At 39.0% G+C, this 25,611-nt stretch carries 17 protein-coding genes and 1 pseudogene; 10 read left to right on the top strand and 8 right to left on the bottom strand.

The window, feature by feature from the left end; all coding sequences use genetic code 11:
- Window position 1: 1 nt before the first annotated feature.
- Window positions 2-1,108, top strand: a complete 1,107-nt coding sequence (locus D0T60_RS00830; protein ID WP_163216260.1) for a hypothetical protein — start codon at window positions 2-4, stop codon at window positions 1,106-1,108.
- Entirely contained in the window at window positions 1,105-2,205 is a 1,101-nt protein-coding gene (locus D0T60_RS00825) for an AAA family ATPase (protein WP_203558261.1), read from the top strand. Before D0T60_RS00830 ends, D0T60_RS00825 begins: the two co-directional genes overlap by 4 nt.
- 195 nt (window positions 2,206-2,400) lie before the next feature.
- Here D0T60_RS00825 and D0T60_RS00820 read toward each other — a convergent pair whose 3' ends face one another.
- The 5 genes from D0T60_RS00820 to D0T60_RS00800 all read right to left on the bottom strand — a co-directional run bounded on the left by D0T60_RS00820 (window position 2,401) and on the right by D0T60_RS00800 (window position 5,437).
- Window positions 2,401-2,622, bottom strand: a complete 222-nt coding sequence (locus D0T60_RS00820) for a DUF2795 domain-containing protein (RefSeq protein ID WP_002558131.1) — start codon at window positions 2,620-2,622, stop codon at window positions 2,401-2,403.
- Window positions 2,623-2,691: 69 nt separating this feature from the next.
- Window positions 2,692-3,255, bottom strand: a complete 564-nt coding sequence (locus tag D0T60_RS00815; RefSeq protein ID WP_163216259.1) for a cob(I)yrinic acid a,c-diamide adenosyltransferase — start codon at window positions 3,253-3,255, stop codon at window positions 2,692-2,694.
- Between the two features lie 43 nt (window positions 3,256-3,298).
- On the bottom strand, window positions 3,299-3,898 hold the full coding sequence (locus tag D0T60_RS00810; protein WP_163216258.1) for a hypothetical protein: 600 nt from the start codon (window positions 3,896-3,898) through the stop codon (window positions 3,299-3,301).
- A gap of 139 nt (window positions 3,899-4,037) precedes the next feature.
- Entirely contained in the window at window positions 4,038-4,730 is a 693-nt protein-coding gene (locus D0T60_RS00805; RefSeq protein ID WP_163216257.1) for an energy transducer TonB, read from the bottom strand.
- A gap of 236 nt (window positions 4,731-4,966) precedes the next feature.
- A complete protein-coding gene (locus D0T60_RS00800) occupies window positions 4,967-5,437 on the bottom strand; it encodes a hypothetical protein (RefSeq protein ID WP_163216256.1) in 471 nt (156 codons plus the stop codon).
- 333 nt (window positions 5,438-5,770) lie between these two features.
- Between D0T60_RS00800 and D0T60_RS00795 the strand changes: the two genes are divergently transcribed.
- The 3 genes from D0T60_RS00795 (at window position 5,771) to D0T60_RS00785 (ending at window position 14,982) form a co-directional block, all read left to right on the top strand.
- Window positions 5,771-9,784: an ATP-binding protein gene (locus D0T60_RS00795; protein ID WP_163216255.1), complete on the top strand. Its 4,014-nt coding sequence runs from the start codon at window positions 5,771-5,773 to the stop codon at window positions 9,782-9,784.
- A gap of 235 nt (window positions 9,785-10,019) precedes the next feature.
- Window positions 10,020-13,304, top strand: coding sequence for a SusC/RagA family TonB-linked outer membrane protein (locus D0T60_RS00790; protein ID WP_163216254.1), 3,285 nt, complete (start codon window positions 10,020-10,022; stop codon window positions 13,302-13,304).
- Between the two features lie 46 nt (window positions 13,305-13,350).
- On the top strand, window positions 13,351-14,982 hold the full coding sequence (locus tag D0T60_RS00785; RefSeq protein WP_163216253.1) for a SusD/RagB family nutrient-binding outer membrane lipoprotein: 1,632 nt from the start codon (window positions 13,351-13,353) through the stop codon (window positions 14,980-14,982).
- Window positions 14,983-15,399: 417 nt separating this feature from the next.
- On the opposite strand, the gene D0T60_RS00780 is transcribed toward D0T60_RS00785, so the two are convergent.
- The gene (locus D0T60_RS00780; RefSeq protein ID WP_163216252.1) at window positions 15,400-15,678 is read right to left on the bottom strand and encodes a hypothetical protein; all 279 of its coding nucleotides are present in this window, start codon (window positions 15,676-15,678) and stop codon (window positions 15,400-15,402) included.
- 121 nt (window positions 15,679-15,799) lie between these two features.
- Here D0T60_RS00780 and D0T60_RS00775 point away from each other — a divergent pair, with 121 nt between their 5' ends.
- A complete protein-coding gene (locus D0T60_RS00775) occupies window positions 15,800-16,417 on the top strand; it encodes a TetR/AcrR family transcriptional regulator (protein ID WP_163216251.1) in 618 nt (205 codons plus the stop codon).
- Window positions 16,418-16,550: 133 nt separating this feature from the next.
- Window positions 16,551-20,795, top strand: coding sequence for an acyl-CoA dehydratase activase-related protein (locus tag D0T60_RS00770; RefSeq protein ID WP_163216250.1), 4,245 nt, complete (start codon window positions 16,551-16,553; stop codon window positions 20,793-20,795).
- Between the two features lie 102 nt (window positions 20,796-20,897).
- On the opposite strand, the gene D0T60_RS00765 is transcribed toward D0T60_RS00770, so the two are convergent.
- Window positions 20,898-22,211 (bottom strand): alpha-L-fucosidase, encoded by a 1,314-nt coding sequence (locus D0T60_RS00765; RefSeq protein ID WP_163216249.1) that lies wholly within the window; start codon window positions 22,209-22,211, stop codon window positions 20,898-20,900.
- 135 nt (window positions 22,212-22,346) lie between these two features.
- Window positions 22,347-22,904 (bottom strand): annotated as a pseudogene (locus D0T60_RS19005) (ISAs1 family transposase); the annotation flags it as partial.
- A 252-nt stretch (window positions 22,905-23,156) separates the two neighbouring features.
- On the opposite strand from D0T60_RS19005, the gene D0T60_RS00755 reads away from it, so the two are divergent.
- From D0T60_RS00755 to D0T60_RS00745, 3 genes are all read left to right on the top strand, one after another.
- Window positions 23,157-23,342: a type II toxin-antitoxin system HicA family toxin gene (locus D0T60_RS00755; RefSeq protein ID WP_163216248.1), complete on the top strand. Its 186-nt coding sequence runs from the start codon at window positions 23,157-23,159 to the stop codon at window positions 23,340-23,342.
- A 95-nt stretch (window positions 23,343-23,437) separates the two neighbouring features.
- On the top strand, window positions 23,438-23,833 hold the full coding sequence (locus D0T60_RS00750; protein ID WP_239059467.1) for a pilus assembly protein HicB: 396 nt from the start codon (window positions 23,438-23,440) through the stop codon (window positions 23,831-23,833).
- 575 nt (window positions 23,834-24,408) lie between these two features.
- The gene (locus tag D0T60_RS00745; protein ID WP_163216247.1) at window positions 24,409-25,590 is read left to right on the top strand and encodes a site-specific integrase; all 1,182 of its coding nucleotides are present in this window, start codon (window positions 24,409-24,411) and stop codon (window positions 25,588-25,590) included.
- The last annotated feature ends 21 nt before the right edge of the window (window positions 25,591-25,611 follow it).

The raw sequence follows: 25,611 nt of genomic DNA, 5'->3' as shown, positions 1-25,611 counted from the left end.
TATGAGCAAAGCTTTAATACAAAAACATAATTTTGAAATTGCAAAAGGGAATATTGAAAAATTCTCTAAAAATCTCCCATCCAATCCCTCATTCAATCGCGTAGAAGTGGATGGTGGATTATTTGGGTGGGGAGACCATAAGGTAACAGGTTCAGAAATGAACAAATTTATTGGTATAGTTCAAGATAAACTTATTTCTGTAAACTCATCACTCAGAGCCATTATGGGTGAATTTAAAGAGGTTTACAACGCTTTTGATTTCCTTGATGGTGAGTATATCAGCGGAATTATCGGCTCTGTAGAAAGTGCAGAAGAGGCAAGTAAGCAAGCCTTGAAAGCTCAAGAAGACATTAAGAACACGGTCGAAAACTTAAAGAAGACGGTTGTTGGACTTATGGATCTAAAAATAACTGTTGAACGCATCGAAAAAGTTGTTAATGCTTCAAACATATCATCCTTTGACGAAATCACTAATGAGCTTGATAATGAATACAAAATAAAACAAATACCATCCTTAGTAAACAATATCTCTGCCCTGCAAACAAATCTTGCGGGATTACATCAACAGGTAGAGGACTTTATCGTAAAAGTCAAGCAAGCAACAGAGCGTATCAACAATGATATTGCTGTACTACAACAGTATCGCACCATGCTTGAATCACATGAACACCTTAGCGACATAGATACCATTTGGAATAATGTTGAGGGATATAAAATCAATTTGACTAGTTTACATCAGCAAGTAGATGAATTCATCGAAAAGGTCAATCAAGCAACAGAGCGTATCAATAACGACATTACTGTAATGCAACAGTACCATTCCACACTTGAATCCTACGAACACCTTGCCGATATAGATGCCATTTGGAATGATGTTGAGGGGCATAAAACAGACCTTGCCAGTTTGCACCAACAGATGGAGAGTTTCATTAAAGAAGTACATTCATCTGAAAACGAAATTAAAGAGACTATTCAGAAGATGTCAGAATCTAACACTTCTGCCTACTTACTGTACGAAAAACGAATTAAAATCGCCTATTGTATCGGCGGTTCTGCTCTTGGGTTATTAGTCGTAAATTTTATACTTCAGATATTAGGAGTCTTATGAATTTGAATAAATACGAGCAAAATCTGCTTCAAAATTGTTCCCGTCTTGATGCTGTAACAAATAGTAACGGAGATATAACCAATAGTGCTAAAGATGTAATAGAGAACAATATAGAGTCATCCAAATTGCTGTGCAAATTCATTGAACGAGCAGCAGACTTAAAGAACCCTCAAATAACAAAAATTGCTATTGCCGCCAAAGATTCATTAATCTGTTTTTACGGCCACCGACATTTGACACAAATCCTTTCAAATACTGAACCGAAAGAAGAACATTATACTTTTGAGGAGCTGATGCTTCAACTTAATCAATTGGTTGGCTTGAGTAATGTCAAATCTCAAGTACTCGATTTAATAGCATACCAAAAGGTCCAATTGTTGAGAAAAGAAAAAGGATTGCATTCACCCAAAAGAACGATGCATTTGGCTTTTATTGGTAATCCAGGTACTGGCAAAACTACTGTAGCCAGAATAGTGGGTAGAATATATAAAGAATTGGGGCTCTTGTCAAAAAGTCAATTTATGGAGGTTTCGAGGACAGACCTTATCGCTGGCTATCAGGGGCAGACTGCACATAAAGTAAAAGATGTCATTGAAAAAGCGAAAGGCGGAGTTTTATTTATAGATGAAGCATATAGCATAACTGAAAATGATCACAGCGATTCGTATGGTAGAGAATGCCTAACAGAATTAACAAAGGCTCTAGAAGATTACAGAGAAGATTTAGTTGTCATAGTCGCAGGCTATATCAGGCCTATGAAGCATTTTTTTGAATCTAATCCAGGACTTAAATCTCGGTTTAATACTTTTATTGAATTTGATGATTATAATGCAAATGAACTCTTGGACATTATCCGCCATATGAGTAAAAAAGAGGATTATGTTCTAACAGATAAGGTACAGGACGCTTTGCTGCAATTATTTTCAAAAGCGGCAGAACCATCTAAAAAAGAATTTGCGAACGGTCGTTTTGTTCGTAATATTTTTGAGTCTATGATTATAAATCAAGCTCGCCGAATTTTCAAAGTAGACTCTCCGACATTGCAGGAATTAAAAGAGCTAATAGAAAATGACTTACCCATACTTTCACACACATAGTTCTGCACTCTCAACCCATAGAAGAATGAATATATTTAGCCGAACGCTTAACTCAATCACATACTCATATATTCAAAGATATGGAATTTTAGACAAAAAAACCACGCCATTTAAGCCCATGAAACACCAGCGCGATAAACAAATTCTCATTATTTATCGCGCTGCCATTTAATTATTTCATCTATTCAGGAAGTGCTAATACTCCTCCTCATTAAAGAAAAAGTCTTCCTTACTGGGATAATCAGGCCAAATATCTTCAATACTTTCGTAAATTTCTCCTTCATCTTCCATTTCCTGAAGATTTTCAATCACTTCAAGAGGCGCACCTGAGCGCATTGCATAATCAATTAACTCATCCTTTGTAGCAGGCCAGGGAGCATCTTCCAACTTTGAAGCTAATTCCAGTGTCCAATACATAGTTTTAATTATTTAAATTGTGAATATTATCTGTTTATCTATTTTTCGGCAAAAGTATAATAAATATTATCATTTACAACAGTTGTTCCAAAATATTTCTTCTCTTTTATCATCTATGTTCAACTTGCGAGATAAAACGAACAGATAATCAGATAAACGATTCAAATATGTGAGCACCTCCAATGAAACAGGATACGCCTCGGATAAGGCCAATGCTCTTCTCTCCGCTCTCCTGCAAACCGTACGACAAACATGGCATACAGCAGCTCCACGAGTGCCTCCGGGAATAACGAAAGCTTGTAAGGCAGGAAGAGAATCGTCTATCTTGTCTATCTCCTGCTCCATGTGCTCTATATCATCTGTTGTGATTATGCTCTCTTCACGCAAAGTCACTTTCTCTTGGTCGGTAGCCAAGTGAGATCCTATTGTAAATAACTTATTTTGTACACGAAGCACAAAAGCATAATCATCTTCGGAATTCAGGTAAGTCATCAACAGCCCAAGTTGTGCATTCAGCTCGTCGACTGTTCCATAGGATTCCAATCGAATGTGCGTTTTAGATACCCTGGTACCCCCTATTAATGCAGTTGTACCCTTATCACCGGTTTTGGTATATACTCGACTTTTTTTCATTTGAAAAGATGTTTAACATCACATAGCAAACGTAAAAGCAATACTAAAAGTTTACTGTATAATGCTGTTTTATTTTAGTTTTATCAAAAAAGAGAATGCCTACGTTGTACAAGTCAAAGGTAATGCCTACTTCTTCTCTTTCCTTGAATTGTTCCCAAAGGGTTTTCATTTGCTTGGAGCAATAAATATCTCCAATTACAAAAACAGTATTTTGATGCGTATGATTTAAACAATACTCAAAAGCCTTTTCCACAAAAGATGGATTTTCAGAACAGTGAAGATATAAAAAGTCTACAGCCAAATCCTTCTCCAAAGAAAGCTCGTGCCCGGGAAGAATTGAAATATAACGAACCTCCTTTTTAGCTGCCTTCAAATACTGGGCGGCATTAGATGGTTGCCCGGCATCCACAATTACAGAGGGTTGCGTTCGATTTACCAACCTGAACAGCAAACGTTTTACTTTCAGAGAAGGTTCGCCTCTTTTGCCGACTTTCTCTTCTTGCTTCTTTAGATGTGCATAAGCATAATAAGGTGTCTTTTCATAAAACACGTTTGTAATCAGGTCGAAGGCAAAAGGAGAATGTACCCCATACCCGCAACGACAACGAATACGAGACAACCATACGAAAGCTTTTTTGAGCATTGTTTTTCTACTTATAGATTCGACGACAAATATAAGAAACCGTTTTGAATTTCTAAGAAACACTTGATACAACTCTAACAAAAAAACCGGCCTAATTCACGACCGGTCTCTCCCATTTAACTATATAACTTAATTTATTTTATTGCAACCTGAAGGTTACAGGTAAAGTATATTTAACTCTTACAGGAACTTTTCTCTGCATTCCGGGAGTCCACTTAGGCATTCCTTTGATAACTCGCATTGCTTCCTTATCAAGATAGGGGTCTACCCCGCGTACTACCGTCGGATCAGTAATCGTTCCATCTTTATCTACAATAAATTGTATAATTACTCTTCCTTGAATTCCTTGCTCCTGAGGAATAGAGGGGTATTTCATGTTATTCTTCATGTAGGCCAAAAGCGCAGCATCTCCTCCGGGGAATTCGGGCATTGCCTCTACAACGGTGAATATTTCAACCTCTTCTACCTCTGAAGCTTCGCCACCTGTAAAGTCACCCGGAGTATAGTCTATCATTACCGGATTGTTGTTATCTTCCGAATCGGGTACTTCCGTTTCGGATACTTCTACATCGTTAGTAACTACTTCAATAATATCCGCAATAACTGTACTTGCAGGAGGTGGTGGCGGAGGTGTTATTGTGGGAAAAGTAATTGGAATCATGTCTCCCGTAAAAATCGGATCAACAACTCTCGCTTCATAGTTTATTTCCTTGTCATATTGTGCCCATTCAAAAGCAACAAACAAAAAGGCAAGCACTACAATAATTCCCATTAGCAACCAAGTACCTCTTTTGTTCTCAAGTTGCACGTGTTTTGACTTCTTAACTTCCATAACAATTAGTTTAATGTGTGTGTAACTAATATTTTACTATACTATTATATAGTTAAAATGCATGTCCGTGCTACCTTTATGATGCTGCAATATATGTATTATTTATATAGGCTGTATGTTTTAGAATGATTCTTTAAGGATTTGAGCAAGTGTTTTTCTTATTTTAATGGTTTGGTTAAGAAATGACGCCGGTTTTAAGTTAATATTGTTAATTGAAAAGATGCTATAGTTCACGTTTACCAAACGATGGCTACTCTAAAATCTTCTGTCCCGGGTCTGAAAAGGTCTGTATAATAATCGCTTACATAAGCTTTAAAAGCAATGGTTCCATTGGCTGCCACATCATAAGAATATTGAATTGAGTAAGGCACCTCTTCGTTTTTAGAGTTTCTCCCAATGAAATATTCTGTAAATGGCAATGGAGTTTGCACTTCATCCGGTGTGTCATAATCAAAATAGATATAGGCTGTAACAACTCCATCATAGTAAGAATCCTTCAATGGCAAGCCACCTATTACACACCGATAATAAGACCCTATTTCTCCAGGTTCCCCTACCAATTTCCACATATTAGGAGTAATTCTGAAATCTTCCACATACCATGTTTCTTGATAAACAGGTTCCGATTCATAATAAACATCGTCCGAGCAGGAATTCAATGTCATTAACGACAACAATGCTATACTAAGAATTTTAAATGCTTTCATAATTATTGTTTTTAAATTAGTAATATTGCAAATATACGTAGAGTAAATAAATGATTGGGAGACTTTATCCTATTTAATTTCAGTTATTGACCTATTGACCATAGGGATTCCCCCTTTATTTAGTAACAAAAAGAAAGGTAAAAGGTTAAAAGGCTCTGGCAATTAAATTCTGAAATTGCAACATTAATCAGTTGAATACATTCAAGATGCGAAGCAATAAAAATGCATAATATTTGTATAAACCAAGCAAATTCAGTATTATTGTATAAAGTTTACCGATAAATCTATATAAAGTTGAATAGAGGCTTAGGGAATTGTGCTAATTCTGTATCTATGAAAAAAGTAATTTTATTATTATCTTTTATATCCATTACTATAACCGCTTTTGGGGAAAAGGAAGCCTACTTCAAGCAGATTTCCACGACCGATGGCTCTTCTATATCATCAGCAATATCCATTTGCCAAGATAATCTGGGGAATATTTGGTTTGGAAACGATTTGTTGAATAAGTATGATGGAAATACCATTAAAAAGTTTAGAATCACGGATTACTCGGACATAGCCCAAGGTACCAACATCAGAAAGCTACAGTATGATGGAGATTCTCTTATTTATATATTGTCAAACTCCGATCTTATTATATTTGATACTTATACCTGGAAATTTCACCTCACACCCATACAAGCCGGAAGTATTTTCTATCAAAACCAAAAATTATACTACACATACTCCAATGAATTGTTTTCATACAATCACTCCACCCGGCATTCTCGGAAAATACTCGAAACGCCCTATGCCACCGAAACAATTAAATCGGTATACTTTGAGCAGGAGGACCATATATGGTTAGGCACTAATAAAGGATTGTACCTTTCTAAAAGCAATACCATAGAGTGCATTATAGACTCTATAGATATATCCTGCTTTTTTATAGACTCGCAAAAGAACTTATGGATAGGTACAGTCGACGATGGCATTCGCATTGTACACACATCCGACCCTCATAGAATCAGCATCATAAAAGAAAACTGCTCCTCGTTTAAAAACTTTCAGTTATCCAACAACCGGATACGATGCATCAACGAGGATAATCAACAGCACATTTGGATAGGCACCTACACAGGAATCACACTCTTTTCATTAAAAGATAAGACTTCTTCTATCCTTGTACAAAATGAAAAAACAGATTACTCTTTAAAACACAACTCTATCTATGCGATCTATAAAGATAAACAAGGCACAATGTGGGTAGGTACTTATTATGGAGGGATCAGCTATTTTAATCCTAACATCGAACTTTATCATTACTACCCTACCGACAAGTCCGATCCTACCATGTTGAATGGATTGATTATAGGTAATATGACAGAAGACCACAAAGGCAATCTTTATATTGCTTCCGAAGAGGGAGGAATGAATAAATTCAATAAAAGAACCGGAGAGGTCGCCCGATATAATAAAGAAGAAGGTAATTTGCCCGATAACACCATTAAGTCTGTATGGTACGATCAGGAAAAACAAAAGCTATTTATTGGTACCTTCACACAAGGACTATTGGTTAAAAAAGATGGTTCTGATAAATTCGAAACAGTAGGAAAACACCTCCTGCTATCTCCTTGCCAAAAAAACATCTGCGACATTTTACCTTATAAAGAATACATTATTATATTAACCCAGGAAAACGTTTACAAACTTCATCGGGAAACCCACGAACTCACACCTCTTCTTCCTACTCCCCTTCTCAACTATACGGAGAACGGAGTTATTCATACGCTCTTTCTCGACAATCAAAATAAGTTGTGGGTTTCGTCATTAACCAGAGGGCTATACAATATAAATCTATTAACGAGTGAAATTACATATTTCAGCCACAAAACCATAAACCCTGAGGGCGGAAGACTGACCATTAAAAAGATTATTCCGGGAAACGAAGGAGAAATCTATCTCTTAGGAGCCACCGAGATCATCAGATACAATGAATTCGAGCACTCCTTTCAGTTAATAAATAACGATGAAACCTCGTTCTTTATGGATTCTTATTATAACATCGCAAGAATGAATTCCGGACGATTCATAATAACTGCTAACAATAGCATTTCATTATTCGATCCTTCCGAAGATAAGTTCTTCACATTCCCCTTCTCTAAAATATCTCCCTTAAAATCAATCAATGAAAGTAGTGGCCTGCATATTTCCTCACTAAACGAAGATATTTATATTGGCGGCATAGGGGGAATGCTTGTCTTGTCTGAAGAAGATCTGAAAACAATGAGTGTTTCGGATAACGACTCTTACGAACTTCACTTTTCATCTCTATCAATTAACAACAAACCTGTAAACACACTAACCAAACCCGAAATACTCAAGCAAGACATCGCTTACAGTAAGCTCATTGAGTTGAATTATAAGCAAAATAACATCAGCATATCTTTTGCTTCTTCCGATTATATGCATGCCGATAACATTGCTTATGAATACATTCTGGAGAATTTCGATCAGCAATGGACCATTACTAAAGATAAAATAATCCGGTACACATCGCTTCCTCCCGGCCGATATAGTCTAATTGTGAGAGAGGTAAACAACCACTCTAAAACAGCAAAACTCTCTCTGCTGATTACGCCTCCTTTTTATGCCTCTCTCTTTGCTTATTTTGTTTATGGCGCGCTGGCAATCTTGCTATTGTTTTTAATACTTCACTTCATTAAAAAGAATGCTTTATTAAAAGCTACCTTACAAATGGAACAACGCGAAAAGCAGCATTTATCCGAGTTAAATCTGATGAAACAGAATTTCTTCACGAATGTATCGCATGAATTCAGAACGCCCCTCACTCTTATTTTTAGTCAGATTGATGTGATCCTGAAAGAAAATAACCTGCAACGATCCATTAAAAACAAATTCCTTAAGATAAGGAAGCATACCGGCGAGATGCAACATCTCATTAATGAATTAACTCATCTTACCAAACTGGAACAGGGAAACTTCCCCATTAAAGTATCCAGGCAGGATATATCATTATTTATCAAAGATATATTTATTGCTTTTAAAGAATATGCTCTCATTCGTAACATTACCTTTAAAAACGAATGCTCCGAAGAGCCGATAGAGGTTTGGTTTGACTACGTACAGCTACAAAAGGTTTTATACAATTTATTATCTAATGCATTCAAATTCACGCCGGAAGGTGGATGTGTGATGCTAAGCCTTAAGCGTAAACAAGATCATATCATTATATCTGTAGAAGACAACGGCATTGGAATCAAGGAAGAAGATCTGAACAAAGTCTTCGAGCAGTTCTACCAAATAAACCGCGAGTCTACCCCTCAATGGATGGAAGGAATGGGAGTAGGACTTTCATTAAGCCGTGAGATCATCCGGCAGCATTCCGGAGAGATTTCTGTAAAAAGTGAAGTAGGCGTAATGACTTGCTTCACAATAAAACTATTACTGGGTGATGCCCATTTTAGCGAAGAGCAGAAAGGAGAATGGGTGACCAATGAAAATGTTTATCTGCCCAAACCCATCATATCGTCCAAAAAGGAAGAGCAATTGCCCGAACAAAACGAAAAACAATCGGATACAACGATATTAATTATAGAGGATAATGAAGGTTTACTGGAAATCCTGGTTGAAGCTTTCTCGCCTCTATATAACATCATAACCGCCAATAATGGGGAAGACGGATTGCGCGAAGCTATAGAATCAAAACCCAACTTGATTCTAACGGACGTCATGATTCCCCGCCTATCCGGACTTGAAGTTTGCAAACGTTTAAAAGCACATACTGATACCTATCATATTCCTATTATATTGATTACAGCCCATTCCTCTTTAAAACAAAACATAGAAGGACTACAATATGGGGCCGACGATTACATTATCAAACCATTTGATATAGAACTCTTGTTGCTAAAATGTCATAACCTAATCAGAAACCGGAAAGAGTTGCAATCCAGGTTCCAAACCCAGATTAGCGACGAGAATACTGCTAAAGATGATAAATTAGCTACCAACAGTATCGACCGAAAGTTTATAGAGGAGGCTATCAATATCGTTGAATCTAATATTTGTAATAGCGACTTCGATACCACAGTTTGGGCCAGGGAACTAAAAATCGGCCGATCGAAGTTATTTCAGAAAATAAAAGAAATAACCGGCTACACACCTAACGAATACCTACTTATCCTTAAAATGAAGAAAGCCACATTCCTGCTCAAAGAGAATACCCATTTAACGGTGGCAGAGATCGCTTATCAGTTAGGATTCTCTTCTCCGGGTTACTTCAGCAAATGCTTTAAAGAGCAGCTTGGTGTTACTCCCATTCAGTACAGGAACAGCCAATAACAGCTTCTCACCTGATAAAATCATACGAAACATGATAAAATCGTATCGGATACGATTTTATCATATTATCGCCCCACCCTTCAATCATTTACAATCCATTTACACTAATTTGGTCTTATTAATCTTTTTGCTGAAACACAATCATCCGGCTATACATCCGGTATGATAAAGAAAGACTTTGCATTTTGTTAACCTTTTCCGGTTCATAGTAGCCGGAAAATATAAATTGATCTACATGAGAAAATTAAGTAAGAAAATCGCCATACTATTGCTTCTGGCAGTAGTAGGCTCTGCCGGAAACATTTACTCAACTCCCGGCATCAATGCTTATCCAAGCAACGAGCATGCACAACAACAGAGAAAAGTAACAGGAGTAGTAAACGACCAATTTGGTCCCATAGCAGGAGCAACTGTTCTTATTAAAGGAAGTACCAATGGAACCACTACCGATTTAAATGGTAATTATACACTGACCAATGTTCAGGATGGCGCCATTATAACATTCTCTTTTATGGGATATACTACGCAAGAGATTAAGTACACCAAACAATCCACTCTTAACGTAACCTTAGAAGAAGACAGCAAAGTGCTGGGCGAAGTAGTGGTTACCGCTTTAGGTATTAAGAAGGAAAAAAGGGCACTTAGTTATGCTATGAGCGAGTTGAAGGCAGGTGATATTCAAACAGTACCTACACAAAACCTTGGTAGTTCATTATATGGTAAGGTAGCCGGTATGCGCATCTCAACCACAGCCGGAGGACCTATGGGTGGAACAAAAATCCAGTTACGAGGTATCAACTCCATATCCGGATCAAACCGTCCGCTCATTGTATTAGATGGAGTGCCTATTTATGATGATGACTCTAACTGGGCGGGACGCGAGCGTAATGATACACAAAACGGATCGGCAATGAATGATATCAACCCCGAAGATATCGAAAGCTTATCTGTTCTTAAAGGTGCGAATGCTGCGGCTTTATATGGTTCGCGCGCAACGAATGGTGTAATCATCATCACAACTAAAAAAGGAACTAAAAGCAAAGGCTTAGGAGTTGACTTTTCTACCTCATACACTACCGACCGGGTAGCTTACCTACCCGAATACCAAAATCAATATGGTGTGGGTACCAAAGGTTTCTTCGATCAGAATGCCGCCGGACAAAATATTCTTGAAAAAACTTATTTCAGCTTCGGTCCTCGTATGGATGGCACAAATGTACTTTGGTGGGATGGAGTAGAACGCCCTTTCAATCCGCAACCGGATAACTTCAAAGATCTGTTCCAGAATGGTTTTACAAACACCAATACCATTTCTATCACAAGCGGTGCCGAGAAAACCAGCATGCGTTTATCTTATGCGAATAGTAATTATGAAGGGTTCCTGAAAAACATGAAACAGGAAAAGCACAACTTCAACTTCTCCGGAAGAACCCAATTAACCGAATGGTTAACCATTGATGCATCTGTTACCTTCAACAGAACAAAAAATCTGAATAGTCCTACTCGTATAGACAGAGCATCAAACTTCCCTATGCCAAGAAGTGAAATCTCTCAATTATACAAGGATCATTATAAAGATTCGGATGGTTACTTCATGTCTAAGGATATGTCGGACGGAGTACATAGTAACCTCACAGGAAATATAATTAACTACCTCCTTTGGCAACAAAATGAAAATAGCTACAGAGCTAACAAAGACCGCTGGATGGGTACTTTAAGTGCAAATATTAAGATTATAGACCCCTTAAGCCTCCGATTGACTTTAGGTACAGACCGCCTCAGCACGCTAAAAGAGGACAAAGAAATGTTTAAGAAATATTCTGCACCTACAGATACTCAGGCAGAAGGTTTATACAGAAAGAGAAACGAAAGCTATACCAAGAAGTTCTATGAAGCGATGTTGCTATTCAACAAATCATTAAATGATAAATTCGACTTATCTCTTATGGCTGCTGTATCTGCCGAAGATATCAAAGAGAATATGAGTCAATGGCAATCTAACGGTTTGTTATACAATGGAATGTTTTCTACAGTAAATAATAAATTTGCACCCACTGTTGGAAACACCAGAAACTGGGGCTATAACAAAAGTGAGTTTATGCAGGCTGTGTACGCTTCAGGACAATTAGCATACAACCATTATCTATACTTAGATATTACTGCTCGTAACGACTGGTCTTCTCGTCTGCCTAAAGAATCCCGCAGTTTCTTCTATCCGTCTTTCGGTTTGGGATTTGTATTTACAGATGCTTTTGAATTACCCGCCTGGCTTACATACGGAAAGGCAAGAGCCTCTTATGCAATTGTAGGTAACTATACGCCCGATATTTATTTTGCTAATTACGCCTACACGAATGGAAGTTATGACAACACTATTTACACAAACAGTTTTAGCAGCACTGTACCTCCTGTAGTTATAGAGCCGGAAAAAACTCATTCATGGGAATTTGGTGTGGAACTGAAAGCATTAAATAACCGTATAGGACTTGATTTAGCTTACTTTACTAACGAAACAAGAAACCAGATATTAAACATAACCGTTCCCGTATCAAGTGGTGCCGAGAAAATGGGTATGAATGCCGGAACTATTAAAAACTACGGTATTGAAGCGCAAATTAACGCAACGCCTATTGTTACTAAAGATTTCGAATGGGATGCTACATTGAATTTCAGTTACACGAAGAGTGAGCTAAAAGAATTTGTTGATGGTCTGGATAGCTATGTTATAGGAAATCCTTGGAGCGTTAATTTTATGTCGAAACCTGGTGCACCCACTTATGGTATATACATCAAGAAATGGAAACGCGATGCCAATGGTAATATGGTAGTGAAAGATGGTAAGTGCTTGCAAGAAGAAAAAGAGAGCTTTTATGCAGACGCTATGCCTAAATTCACAGGAGGATTCAGTTCTACTTTCCGATACAAAGACTTCACATTATCAGCTCATATTGATGGACAGTTTGGCGGAAAACTCGTTTCTTTCACCAACAACTTCCTTAAATCATCCGGAGCTGGTAAAGAATCATTTTACGGACGCGATGAAGAGCATGGTGGACTTGCCTATTATATAGACAAAGATACGAATCAGAAAATAGAATTAAAAAATCATAATGCTACAGCTCCAAGCAATTCTCTTGACGGACGTGTATATCATGATGGTATTATTGTTCCCGGAGTAAATGAAGATGGAACAAAAAATACAACCATCGTTACAGCACAAGCATACTATAGCAACCGTTATGGAAGAAATGCTACCGAGGATCAAATGTACACCAATACCTTTATTAAGTTCAGAGAAATCTCTCTCTCTTATCAGGTTCCGGCTAAAATATATAGCAAGGCTAAACTGCAAGGGCTAAGCATATCTCTGATTGGTAGCAACTTATTCTATATTTACAAGAGCGTGCCTAATGTAAGCCCTGAAAGTGTATTAGGAACAAAAGCACAAAATGCATACGTTGAATACACCTGTTATCCATACCCAAGAAGTTATGGTTTTTCAATTAAGGCCAAATTCTGATAGACAAAGTTATTATATATTTAAACAAAACTTAAAAAGTTAAGATATGAAACCATTACTATATACATTCGCATTTCTGCTATTGTTTACTTCTTGCGAAAAGGAGTTGGACAGCAGGCATTTTAGCCCTGATAAGTTTAAAGATGCCAATATTGAATACCTTTATACCCAAGGGTTAACCAAAACAATAGATAACGATTACAACGACTTTTACAACTACGTATTCCGCCTGTTAGGTACATATACGCAAACCGTTGCCCGCAAATCAAATGATGGGAGAGTTTCAGTATATACAATCCGAACCGATAATAACAGATGGAACAGGTATTATGTAACTCGCATGCAGGAACTTGTAGAGATGGACAAGAAATACAATTTTTCTTTGCCCGAAGCACAAAGAGTTAATTATGCCCCATATATGGAAACTGCCAAAATACTGAAGGCATATAATACCATAATGACTACGGATGTGATGGGTTCCATGCCATACAGTGAAGCTTGGGGAGCACGTAACGGATTATATGGGCAACCTGTAAACCTGACTCCCAAATACGATTCACAAAAAGACATCTATTACAGCGTACTCGATGATTTGGAATCTGCTGCAACCTATCTGAAGAACAATTCTCTGAATAACGATATAGAGAAGCATCGCATATTCCCTACACAAGATGTAGTTTATGGCGGTAATTATAACAAATGGTATAAGTTTGCAAATTCCATGCGGTTACGGGCAGCTATGCGTATATCGAATGTGGACGAAGCCAAAGCTAAAGAAGTATTAAGCAAACTTACACTGGATGATTTAATCACCCAGAATGCAGATAATCCATACACAAAAGTCGAAAAAACAGCATTAGTTGGTAATAGAGTAGGTATATGGAGGGCTCTCAAAGAAAGTCAAAGCCAAACACACGGAGAGCTTGCGTATGCCCCTCAAAGAATGGTCAATCTGTTTAATGATGCGGAAGACCCTCGTCTTCCTGTATTCTTCCAACCTCCCACTGATTTGGATGGAAATGTTACACATCCCGATAAACCAATTGTAGGTTATCCCGAATCGGCAGATGATTCTGAGGCTCTTGTAAAATCGCTCACCGCAGACGAAATCAGAAATACTTATGGTGTTGTAAGTTCTGTAACCATCCGCAATAACAGCAAATTTCCGAATGGTATTGGTATAACAGCCTCCGAGGTGTACCTGTTTCTTGCAGAAGCTCGTTTAAGAAACCTCATCACATGGGGAGATGTTGAAGAATTCTACAACAAAGCAATCGTTCTTTCCGTACAAGAATATTACAATTATTATAAGAACAGCACGGAGACAAAGATGAAAGTATCTGAAATTGCTAATAAAGATGTATCCGAAACAGCCCTAAATACTTGGATAGGATCATCCATTTACAAATATGATGCAAGCAAAGCCCTTGAACAAATAATGACCCAGAAATGGATACATTTATGGATTGTTCAACCGTTCGAAAACTGGGCTGAACTCCGCCGAACAGACCTTCCTGTTATGGTTGAGGATAAAGAAAAGAGTGTTCTTTTGAATAGACAGAATGCACCCACCAAATTTATGTACCCCTCTACAGAATCGACTTTGAATGGTGCAAATTTCAATGCTGTAGCCAACGAAAATAACCCAAGTGTAAGAGTTTGGTGGGATAAACAATAGGTATCATTTACATAAAGCTTAACACCAATTGCAAAAGGGCAGAGATGGCAGGAATCATCTCTGCCCTTATCTATTTCTGCCGACGCATCACATTTACAGATTCCATTTTGCAACTTCAATACACTTTGATAACCTTTATAAAATAATGACATAACTAAATTGTTTTAAATAAATATTTTCATCCAACCGAACCCTTCCTTTCCCCAATCCCGAAACAAAGATAGAGAAGTCATTTTCGGTTCATTCCGCCAAAGTCCGCTGCCGTCCGCAAACGTCCGCAAATTGCCGCATCCGAAAGTATGCGCATCTTATACGGGCGCAACAAGATATTCAATCGGCCGTGGCAAACTATTGAATCGGCCGTGGCAAGATATTCACACGGCCGTGCGAAATCATTGGATCGCCCGCTCCTGTCTTTCAGGGTATGGGGTAATCTAAAGCCGCAAAAGCTCTTTCATCTATTTGTTTACTCTTTTTATTTTCTGAAAATGTAGATTTGCGCTTAGGCGCAGTATCTTTATGTTTTATATATATTGTTTTATTATATATAATAGGTGAAAATGGGGGAACCAGGGTAATAGCTTCCTCGGTTAGAGAGGTAACTGGGGTAGTAGTTTCCCTGGTTACATCTGTCAACAATGAGGTAACCGGAGTAATTGTTACCCCGGTTACTTCAACATCTATTACTTTTTCCATCAATGAGTATGGAACTCATCACAACTCACCCGCCAGCACCTATTAGCAAAAATTAACCGACAATTCTTTGCCCTCTTTAAACGATCGTTTAACTTTGTCTTAAACAATCGTTTAAAACCAGATGAAAGAGAAAAATTCTACACCGGATGCCGATAAACGAATATTGCATGCAGCTCGCGAACTATTTATCCAAAAAGGATACGATGGCACAAGCATACGCGATATAGCTGCTGCCTCGGGAACCAATGTAGCGCATATTAAATACTATTTCAATTCGAAGTATAACCTGTTCGAAATTATCTTCGATGAGGCTTTCGACACCTTAATCAATAAGGTTTTAGATACTTTAAGTTCGGATATGCCCTTTTTCGAGCTAATAGAATCATGGATTAATATTTACTATGAGTTGCTACCGCAATACCCGCAGATTCCCGTATTTATACTTAATGAAGCTAATCGCGGACCCGATGCACTGGTAAAAAGATTGATCGAACGAAATCCGCAAAGGATATTCACCATTTTATCCGACAGGATAGACGAAGCTGTGAAGGAAGGCATCATCAAAGAAACACCTGCCATCGACTTTGGATTGAACGTTTTGTCTTTATGTTTGTTTCCTTTTATGTTTGCCAAGTTTGCTACCAAAATAGCAGATAAGTCAATAGACGAATACAACGAAATGATGCAGAAACATAAAGAGTATGTCATTGCATTTGTTATAAACGCACTAAAAAACTAAATGAACACAGAGGCACAAAGACACAAAGTTTTTAATTTATTAAATCGTAATTATCTACTATACTACTCTGTGCCTTTGCGTCTCTGTGTTTAAAATATTACAACGAGTTATAGCTTTTAATAGAGATACTAGTATGAAATCAGCCCATATTTGTAGAATAGGAATCGATGTCGGATCTACCACGGTGAAGGTCATTGTGTTGAATTCCACAAATGAGATCATCTACAAAGTATATCGTCGCCATAAAGCGGGATTCACCCCGATATTAGTAGAAGAGTTGAAGCACATTGCGTCCCTCTTCCCCCACTCCACCTATACCGTTGGCATTACCGGGTCTGCCGGCATGGGTATATCCGAACGCACGGACATTCCTTTCGTACAAGAAGTTGTTGCCTCCATTGAAGTGATAAAAAGAGAGTTCGCCGACGCTCATACTATGATTGACTTAGGGGGAGAAGACGCCAAAATGGTATTCTTTGCAGCCGGCAAACAACCGGATATCCGCATGAATGGCAGTTGCGCGGGAGGTACCGGCGCTTTTATCGATCAGATGGCCGACCTGATAAATATTACCGTGCAGGAGCTCGGACAGCAGGCTCTTCAATATAAGAAAATATATCCGGTAGCATCCAGATGCGGCGTTTTCGCCAAAACCGATGTACAGAATCTTATCTCGCGGAATATACCTGTTCCCGATATTGCGATGTCTATACTCCATGCCGTTGCGCTGCAAAGTATCACTACGCTGGCAAGAGGGTGCGATATTACCCCTAAGGTGCTTTGCATAGGTGGTCCGCTTACTTTTATCCCTGCATTGTGCCAATCATTTGCCGAATTGCTGCATATTGAAAAAGCAGATATGATTCTCCCGCCGAATAGCGAATACTTTCCGGCATGGGGCACCGCATTGCACAACCAAAGCGAACAACCGGAGCTGGATTTGGAACAACTCATCCAAAAACTGGAAGTCAAAGAATATACCCGTACCGACACCTTGCCTCCCTTATTTAATAATGAAGAGGAATACCAGGCATGGAAAAACAATCGAAAGATTAAACCTTTAAAACGAGCTGAATTAGGCGAAGAGAAACAGATCCATTGCTTTCTGGGGATAGATTCCGGTTCCACTACCACCAAAATCCTGATTATGAATGAGAAAGGGAATGTGGTGTATACATTCTATGATACCAACCAGGGAAATCCGCTTAAAAAAGTGCTGGAAGGATTGGAGAATTTCTATCAGGAAGCTCGCAAGAAAGGGGTATCTTTCAGGTTCTTATCTTCTGCCGTCACCGGATATGGAGAGGATCTTGTCAGATCGGCCCTCAATCTCGACTACGGTATTGTTGAGACCATAGCTCATCTGTCCGGTGCTCAATATGTGAACCCGGAAGTATCTTTTGTGCTCGACATCGGCGGCCAGGATATGAAGTCGATATTTACCCGGAACGGTGTTATTTCGAATATCGAACTCAACGAGGCATGTTCATCGGGTTGTGGTTCTTTCCTGCAAAACTTTGCCTCCACCATGAATGTTAGTATGCCGGAGTTTGTACAAGCAGCATGCCTGGCCAAATATCCCGGCGATCTTGGTTCGCGCTGCACCGTATTTATGAACTCAAGGGTGAAGCAGCTACTCAGAGAGAATGCCTCGCCGGGAGATATTGCAGCGGGGTTGTCTTATTCGGTAGTCAAGAACTGCCTGTTCAAAGTACTAAAGATATCTAACCTGAATAAGTTAGGAGAACATATTGTAGTACAAGGAGGAACGTTTCGCAACGAAGCGGTATACAGGGCACTCGAACTGCTATCCGGCAAATCGGTAAGTTCCACCGATTATCCGGAACTGATGGGTGCTTTAGGAGCGGCGTTGTATGCGCAAAAGAGGTGGCAGGCAAATCCTCGGGCAACCGCCTTCAGCGGAATCGAAGCGCTACCCAATGCCGATCAGATAGAAACCAAAGAATTGCAGTGCAAAGGTTGTACAAACCAATGCTCCATTCTTCGCTTTAAGTATGTAAACGGAAATATCTGTTATGCAGGAAACAAGTGCGAAAAGGTGTTCTACAACAAAAATACAGCCCCCGAAAAGGGATACAATGCGTTTGACAAGAAGAATGATATTCTTTTCAATCGCACCTCCGCAATTAAAGCGCAAGAGGGTTTACCCGTGATAGGCATACCCAGGGTATTAAATATGTTCGAGAATTACCCTTTCTGGCATGCCTTATTTACAGCGTGTGGCATCCCCGTAGTACTCTCGCCGGAGTCGACCACAGCTTTATACCAAAAGGGTGTAGGAAGTGTTATGTCCGACAATATATGCTTTCCTGCCAAACTGGTGCATGGCCATATTCTTGCATTGGCAGAGCAAAAGGTGGATCGCATATTCTACCCGATGATTATCAAAGAAGAAAAGGAATTTAATGCCTCTACTAACTCATATAATTGTCCGGTAGTCAGCGGTTACCCGGATGTGATCCGAAGCTCAATGGAACCGGAGGAGAAACTTAACATACCTTTCAACAAGCCGGTTATCACCTTCAATGATGAAAAAGCACTGAAGAAAACCTGTTATGCTTATCTCAAAACACTGGGCGTATCAGAGAGTCTATTTAACGATGCTTTTGCAAAGGCTCTGCAAGAAAGAAATCACACAAAAGCGGTATTGCAAGAGAAACAAAAGGAATTATTTGATCAAGTTGTCCGAGAAAACAAGCCTGTATTTGTGGTAGCCGGACGGCCCTATCATGCAGATCCGTTGATTCATCAGAAGGTGGGTCAAATACTTTCCGATATGGGAGCAGAGGTATTTACGGATGATATCTTCCGATATGAAAAGAGTGCCGGATTCAGCAGATTGAATATCGTTTCGCAATGGTCATACCCCAATCGGGTAGTACAAGCTGCCATGGAGGTAGCCAAGCTACCCCAGAACGTACAGTTGGTACAATTGAATTCATTTGGGTGCGGTCCTGATTCTTTCTTTATGGACGAAACAAAAGAGATATTAAATCAGGCCGGAAAAAACCATACGGTATTAAGGATTGATGAAATAGCAAGCCCCGGCTCTGTACGGTTACGTATGCGTTCATTGATTGAATCTTTAAAAGTGATTCCTTCGCAAGCAGCACAGGAAATCAAACCATTCGAGGGCTATAAAGGAACTTATAAGAAAGAAGACAGGAGAAAAACCATCCTTGCACCCTGGTTCTCCGATTATATTTCTCCGTTCATTCCCGCTCTTGGCGAACTGGCGGGTTATAAAATTGTGAACATGCCCAAAACAAACAAGCTATCTGCCGAGGCCGGATTAGTGTATGGGCATAATGAAGTGTGCTATCCTTCTACATTGATTTTAGGAGATATTATCACCACCTTGCAATCGGGCAAATATAACCCCGAGGAGGTAGTGGTTGCCATCACCCAAACCGGGGGACAATGCAGAGCCACCAACTATCTTTCACAAATAAAATCGGGCATGGAGAATGCCGGGTTCTCGGATATACCGGTATTGGTATTCTCTTCCGGAGAGGTTTACCAGAATGACCAGAAAGCATTTAAGATACCCGTCCGCAAGATAGCGAATATACTTGTTCACTTTATACTATACGCCGAAGGATTACAACAAATGTATAGTTCAACTCTTATCCGCGAGAAAAAGAAAGGTGACACCCAAGAAGTATTCGATTTTTATATTGAAAGAGGAGTGGAAGCCGTCCGGGCCAATAACTCCAAGATGCTACTGGCTCTACTGGAACAAGCAGTGGCCGACTTCAATAACATCTCCATTCATAGTCGCGAGTTTACCAAAGTAGGGCTCATCGGAGAGATTTATGTGAAGTACAACAATTACGGTCAGGCACATATCACAGAATGGCTGCGATCTCAGAACATGGAGGTATCTACCCCTCCTCTCATCGACTTCTTCATGCAGTATTTCGTAAATTCGGAAGTAAACATTAAGAACGGCTTAGCCAAAGGAGGCATGCTTAAAGACATGGTAAATAGCATCTTCTGGAAGTATATGAATAAAAGGATCAACCGAATAGAAAAGATTATGAGCAAGTATCGTTTCTATGCTCCTACCGAATCCATCTACACAAAGGCGCAATATGCCTCGGAAGTACTCGACTTATCCAATCAGTTTGGAGAAGGTTGGGCCATAGCCGCGGAAGTAGCATGCTATGCCCGTCAAGGTGTAGACAGGGTAGTTTGTATCCAGCCTTTCGGATGCATTGCCAATCATGTAGTAGCCAAAGGTATTGAGAAGCGCTTGAAGAAGCTTTACCCGGAAATGAACCTTTTGTATTTGGATATTGATGGAGGCATGGCGGAAGTAAATCTGCAAAACAGGCTGCATTTTTTGATTAGTTAAGGCTTTGAACACAGAAGACACGGAGGCACAGAGTCTCTCATTTTTAGCGAGTTAAATTCTCTGTGCCTTTGTGTCTCTGTGTTCAAATCATAAATAATGTCATCATCTCTTTACAATCACCTCCAATATTGAATCTACTTTATCCAGTTCTCCAGCAAAGGTGAATACCGTTTTCCCTGTTTTCTTATCCGTTTTCCATTTCACGGCATTAGAGGTCATACCCTCATTTACCCATTTAACAGACTTCACATTTTTCAGTTCCAATTCTACGGAAGATGTTTGAGGATCTAATACATGCACATAGTATGTATTTCCTTTCTTTGTGACAGCTCCCCAGTCTTGCGGCTTGGTGGGTCCCTGCTGAGTACCATAAATAGTTTCTCCATAAATATCCAACCATTCTCCTATTTGGTAGAGACGTTCCGTACATTCCGGTTGTATTTTTCCGTTAGGCATAGGACCTACATTCAGTAATAAATTCGCTCCTGTTCCCGCAGTACGAACTAACAAATGAATTAATTCCGTAGTCGATTTAAACTTATCGTCTGTTATTTTGAAACCCCATGAGCTATTTATAGTTTGGCACGTTTCGAGAGGAAGCCTCGAAATCTCCTGTCCGCTATGGCCTGCCGTATTCTCACCGGGAACATCGCGTTCAAAAATCTGGTAATCTTCTCCGGGTAGCGGAGGCAGATGATGATTATTGGCTACCAGACATTCGGGTTGAAGTCGATGAATCAAATCATAAATTTCGGAATAATGCCAATCAACATGCGTGGTAGGATCGGTACGATTCTTATCATCTGTCTGATCCCAATGTCCATCGAACCAGATGCCGGCTATTGCCCCATAATTAGTTAGTAATTCCGTTAGTTGGGCTTTCATAAAGTTGATGTATGAATTCCAGTTGCTGGGCTCTGTTCTTCCGGCTTTTTGTCCGGTGCGTCCTGTTTCATATTGGTAATCGGTGCGCATCCAGTCGAGCGTTGAGTAATAGAATATGAGTTTCATATCTTGCTTATGGCATTCATCGGCAAGTTGGCGAATAAGATCCTTTCCGTAAGGAGTATTCATAATGTTCCAGTCAGATTGTTTTGTATCCCAATTGCTAAAACTGTCATGATGCCGCGAGGTGAATGTAATGTATTTCATTCCTGCCTTTTTAGCCATGCTCACCCACTCTTCGGCATTGAAAGCCTGGGGATTAAACAATTCTTGCAGACGCATATAGTCGCTGCCTTTAATGGGGCGTGTATTCATCACCCATTCGCCATCGCCCAATACACTATACGGGCCGAAATGGACGAATAATCCGAAACGCGCGTCTTCAAACCACTTGGTACTTCGGGGAGATTGAGCAAAAAGCACTGTGTTGCAGATAAGTTCTGCCAGGAAGAGTATCCAAATTTTCTTCATGAGGTAGTATGATTTAAGTTGATAAATTGTATTATGCAAAAATAAGAATATTCGGGGGGATAGGCAAATCTGCTAAGTTTGGTCAGGGCAACCGCATCAAATTTTCAATAGTTTCCTGAAATATTGAGTATCCAACGCTGCTTTAATCTGTTCGGCTATTTCACGTTGAGTGCCCATAGCATCAATGGAAACCACCGAGCCTTCTATATCAATATCCTCCAGCACTTGGGGAATAGCAGTTATCCCGCAGGATTTGTCATCTACTTTTTCTTGTGCGATACAGAAACGGGGTTAGCTTACCCATACGTTCAATAAATACAATCCTTTATTTCCGCGTGTGGTAGGAGATACACTACGCTGTTTCTTACCATCTATGACAATCTGCTTTTCGGACAAATCAGACAAAATGGGATGACCATAAGAATGTAGGCAGGATTTCAATTCATCCGGATTAACACTTTTGAACACACGTTCAAAAGTATCTTTCGAAGGAATGCCGTTAGGTAACGACAATAGATCACCTAACTCTGAACCGCGTTCAAGCCCAAACAGATGCATGTCTTGATAGTCAGAACCACCTGTCAAATAGGTGCACAAGCCTATCAATAAAATGTCCGAAAGAAGATGCAAACAACGACCTGTAACACGAGGGTCAGTAACTTCAGCAAAATAGGGAGAGACTAATGTATTTATGAGACGAAGATAACATTTCTACAAATTATGACGAAATTTTGATGTGGTTGCCCTGATTTAACTCCCTACGGTAAGATCATGGTAAGAAAAACACAATTTCAAGTTATTAAAAATAGATACACCATAAGGCCTTACATCAATAGAGATATGAGATCTTTTTCACTAATATAGCAAAATAGTTATGTTTTTATTGGGTGGTTTATAGCAAAAACGCTATATTTGTATCGTCTTAAACAAACGGTCTTTTAAATTATGAAGTACAATCAGTTTTTTGCGGAACTTACCGCAGCAGGTTGTTACGTTCTCAGGCATGGGGCTAACCACGATATTTGGTACAGCCCTAAAATGGGAAACAAGTTTGCTTTGTCAAGGCATGGCAAACAAGAAGTACCTACAGGAATGGAACGTAAAGCAAGAAAGGTTCTTTTGGGGGAGTAATCCCCCTACCTTTTGCGCTTCATACCTAAAAGACTGTAAATGTTGAGGCAATGGGGTACGGTATATTGCCGTACTCCTATTTTAAAGAAATGGATATGAAAGCAACTGTAATCATGGAAAAAGCAAGCGATGGGTATTACTCATGCTTTGTAGAGGAAAATTTGCCCGGCTTTGGTCTGGCTGGATATGGAGATACAGCAGAAGCCGCCAAAGAGGATATGATGAAAGCGTATGAAGAAATAAAAGAGATACAGAAAGAAGAAGGTGAAGAAGTGCCAGTATTGGAGTTTACCTACAAATATGATATGCAATCTTTCTTCAACTATTTCTCATTCCTGAACGTTACTAAGGTTGCAGAGTTAGCAGGTATCAACGCTTCATTGATGCGACAATACACTTCCGGCGTGACAGCAGCCGGTCAAAAACAATACGATAAGATACGGGTAGCAGTGGAACGCATTTCTAAAGAACTTTCCGCAGCTACTTTCTAAAGATAGTGTACCGCTGTGAAGCGAGACCGTTTAATTAAGACAATAAAACCCCGTTCCGGTTATATCGGTTCGGGGCTTTTTTATTCTCAGTATCGGCTGTATCGCCCTAAGTGTATTGATACGATACAGTACGCAAACCTCTATGGATAAAGGGTTTTAGCTGTATCGCTTCCGATACACTTCTGACAACCGATACAGTACAAAAATCAATCAATATTAATATTCTTCCCACAGTTGAGAGAAGTTTCATACAAAATAGAAAGGTTTAGCCCTAAAAGTAGGTCAATGGTTGAAATGTTACACCTATGTTACACCCAGAGAATTAAAAAAGCCTCAAAATCAATTGATTAAGAGGCTATTTTAGTACCCAGACCCAGTATAAAACCGAGAAAACATGAGAAATCAAAAGAAATCATTGCATTGAATAATAGACACTTACGAAATCTACTTGATGCTTTGATTTCTAATAATTTCCTTTATTTGATGAATTAGTACACTTTTAGTACACGTTGAATGAATTAAATATTTTATCTTTGCAAACAAAGGAAAGAAACAGATAATCAAAGGAATGAAGTATGGCAAAATTGGAAGTAAAAACCAAAGAAAATCCTAAGTTACAACAAAGTACACTTTCTGATGGACGTATAAGCCTATACTTAGAATATTATTTGGGTCGAACACAATGGGTCGATGAAGAAACCGGAAAAACGAAAGTCAAGCATGACAGGAAGAAAGAATCATTGAATTTGTACCTTATTGCTAAACCCCGCAATCCCATCGAAAGGCAAACCAATAAAGAAACATTGGAACTTGCAATGGAAATCCGAGCCGAACGAGAACAAGAATTGAAAAAGGATAGAACCGGCAAGCGATTGTTCAAAACAAAGAATACTAATTTCTTGGATGCATTTCAAATCTACATTGATAGTTATACAAAGAAAGATGTTAGGATGATGCAAATTGCCTTGAATCGATTTAAAGACTTCCTAAAACAAGAACATTCAATTTATAGTAAAAATATCAAGCCTGAACAATTGGACAAAGATATGATGCTTTCGTTTGTAGAGTTTTTGCAAAGCAAAAGCACGGGAGAGGGGGCAAAAAGTATCTATCAACGTTTCAAGAAATTCATTAAGTATGCCATTGAGCATGATATTATGATTAAGAACCCATGTTCCGGGGTTGTTTGTAAAGTTGATGACCAAACATTGAGAAAGGATGTACTTTCTTTAGAAGAAATAGAACGACTTATATCCACAACCTACGATAATCAGAATCAAGAAATAAGACGTGCATTCATTTTTTGTCTTTATACCGGCATAAGATATTGCGATGTGATTGAGTTGAAATATAGTGATGTTGACTATTCAAACAAATTGCTAATCTTTGAACAAGCCAAAACAAAAGGGCATAGTGCAACAAGCGGCGTTGTAACTCCATTGAATGATGGTTTACTTTCTCTAATCGGTGAAAATTCTACTAACAAAAAAGATGAATTGATTTTCCATTTGCCAAGTCATACCATGTGCCTGAAAGGATTAAGAAGATGGGTAAAACGTGCGGGGATAGATAAGCACATAACATGGCATTGTGCAAGACATTCCTTTGCCGTGAATATACTGAACAATGGTGCAAATATAAAGACTGTTGCAAGCCTTTTGGGGCATTCAGGGTTAAAGCATACGGAAAAGTACACTCGTGCAGTGGATAGCCTTAAACAAGCGGCAATTGACAGTTTGCCGGAACTAAAATTGTAGATTATGGACTTACACAGTAGA

Origin of the sequence: Bacteroides sp. 224 (genome assembly GCF_010500995.1) — a bacterium.
GTDB lineage: Bacteria > Bacteroidota > Bacteroidia > Bacteroidales > Bacteroidaceae > Bacteroides.
This window is presented reverse-complemented; position numbering and strand designations above follow the sequence as displayed.

Bases quoted from the DNA above. Each gene is read 5' to 3' on its own strand.
- D0T60_RS00830 (WP_163216260.1), top strand. From the start codon at position 2: ATGAGCAAAGCTTTAATACAAAAACATAATTTTGAAATTGCAAAAGGG.
- D0T60_RS00825 (WP_203558261.1), top strand. From the start codon at position 1,105: ATGAATTTGAATAAATACGAGCAAAATCTGCTTCAAAATTGTTCCCGT.
- D0T60_RS00820 (WP_002558131.1), bottom strand. From the start codon at position 2,622: ATGTATTGGACACTGGAATTAGCTTCAAAGTTGGAAGATGCTCCCTGG.
- D0T60_RS00815 (WP_163216259.1), bottom strand. From the start codon at position 3,255: ATGAAAAAAAGTCGAGTATATACCAAAACCGGTGATAAGGGTACAACT.
- D0T60_RS00810 (WP_163216258.1), bottom strand. From the start codon at position 3,898: ATGCTCAAAAAAGCTTTCGTATGGTTGTCTCGTATTCGTTGTCGTTGC.
- D0T60_RS00805 (WP_163216257.1), bottom strand. From the start codon at position 4,730: ATGGAAGTTAAGAAGTCAAAACACGTGCAACTTGAGAACAAAAGAGGT.
- D0T60_RS00800 (WP_163216256.1), bottom strand. From the start codon at position 5,437: ATGAAAGCATTTAAAATTCTTAGTATAGCATTGTTGTCGTTAATGACA.
- D0T60_RS00795 (WP_163216255.1), top strand. From the start codon at position 5,771: ATGAAAAAAGTAATTTTATTATTATCTTTTATATCCATTACTATAACC.
- D0T60_RS00790 (WP_163216254.1), top strand. From the start codon at position 10,020: ATGAGAAAATTAAGTAAGAAAATCGCCATACTATTGCTTCTGGCAGTA.
- D0T60_RS00785 (WP_163216253.1), top strand. From the start codon at position 13,351: ATGAAACCATTACTATATACATTCGCATTTCTGCTATTGTTTACTTCT.
- D0T60_RS00780 (WP_163216252.1), bottom strand. From the start codon at position 15,678: ATGGAAAAAGTAATAGATGTTGAAGTAACCGGGGTAACAATTACTCCG.
- D0T60_RS00775 (WP_163216251.1), top strand. From the start codon at position 15,800: ATGAAAGAGAAAAATTCTACACCGGATGCCGATAAACGAATATTGCAT.
- D0T60_RS00770 (WP_163216250.1), top strand. From the start codon at position 16,551: ATGAAATCAGCCCATATTTGTAGAATAGGAATCGATGTCGGATCTACC.
- D0T60_RS00765 (WP_163216249.1), bottom strand. From the start codon at position 22,211: ATGAAGAAAATTTGGATACTCTTCCTGGCAGAACTTATCTGCAACACA.
- D0T60_RS00755 (WP_163216248.1), top strand. From the start codon at position 23,157: ATGAAGTACAATCAGTTTTTTGCGGAACTTACCGCAGCAGGTTGTTAC.
- D0T60_RS00750 (WP_239059467.1), top strand. From the start codon at position 23,438: ATGAAAGCAACTGTAATCATGGAAAAAGCAAGCGATGGGTATTACTCA.
- D0T60_RS00745 (WP_163216247.1), top strand. From the start codon at position 24,409: ATGGCAAAATTGGAAGTAAAAACCAAAGAAAATCCTAAGTTACAACAA.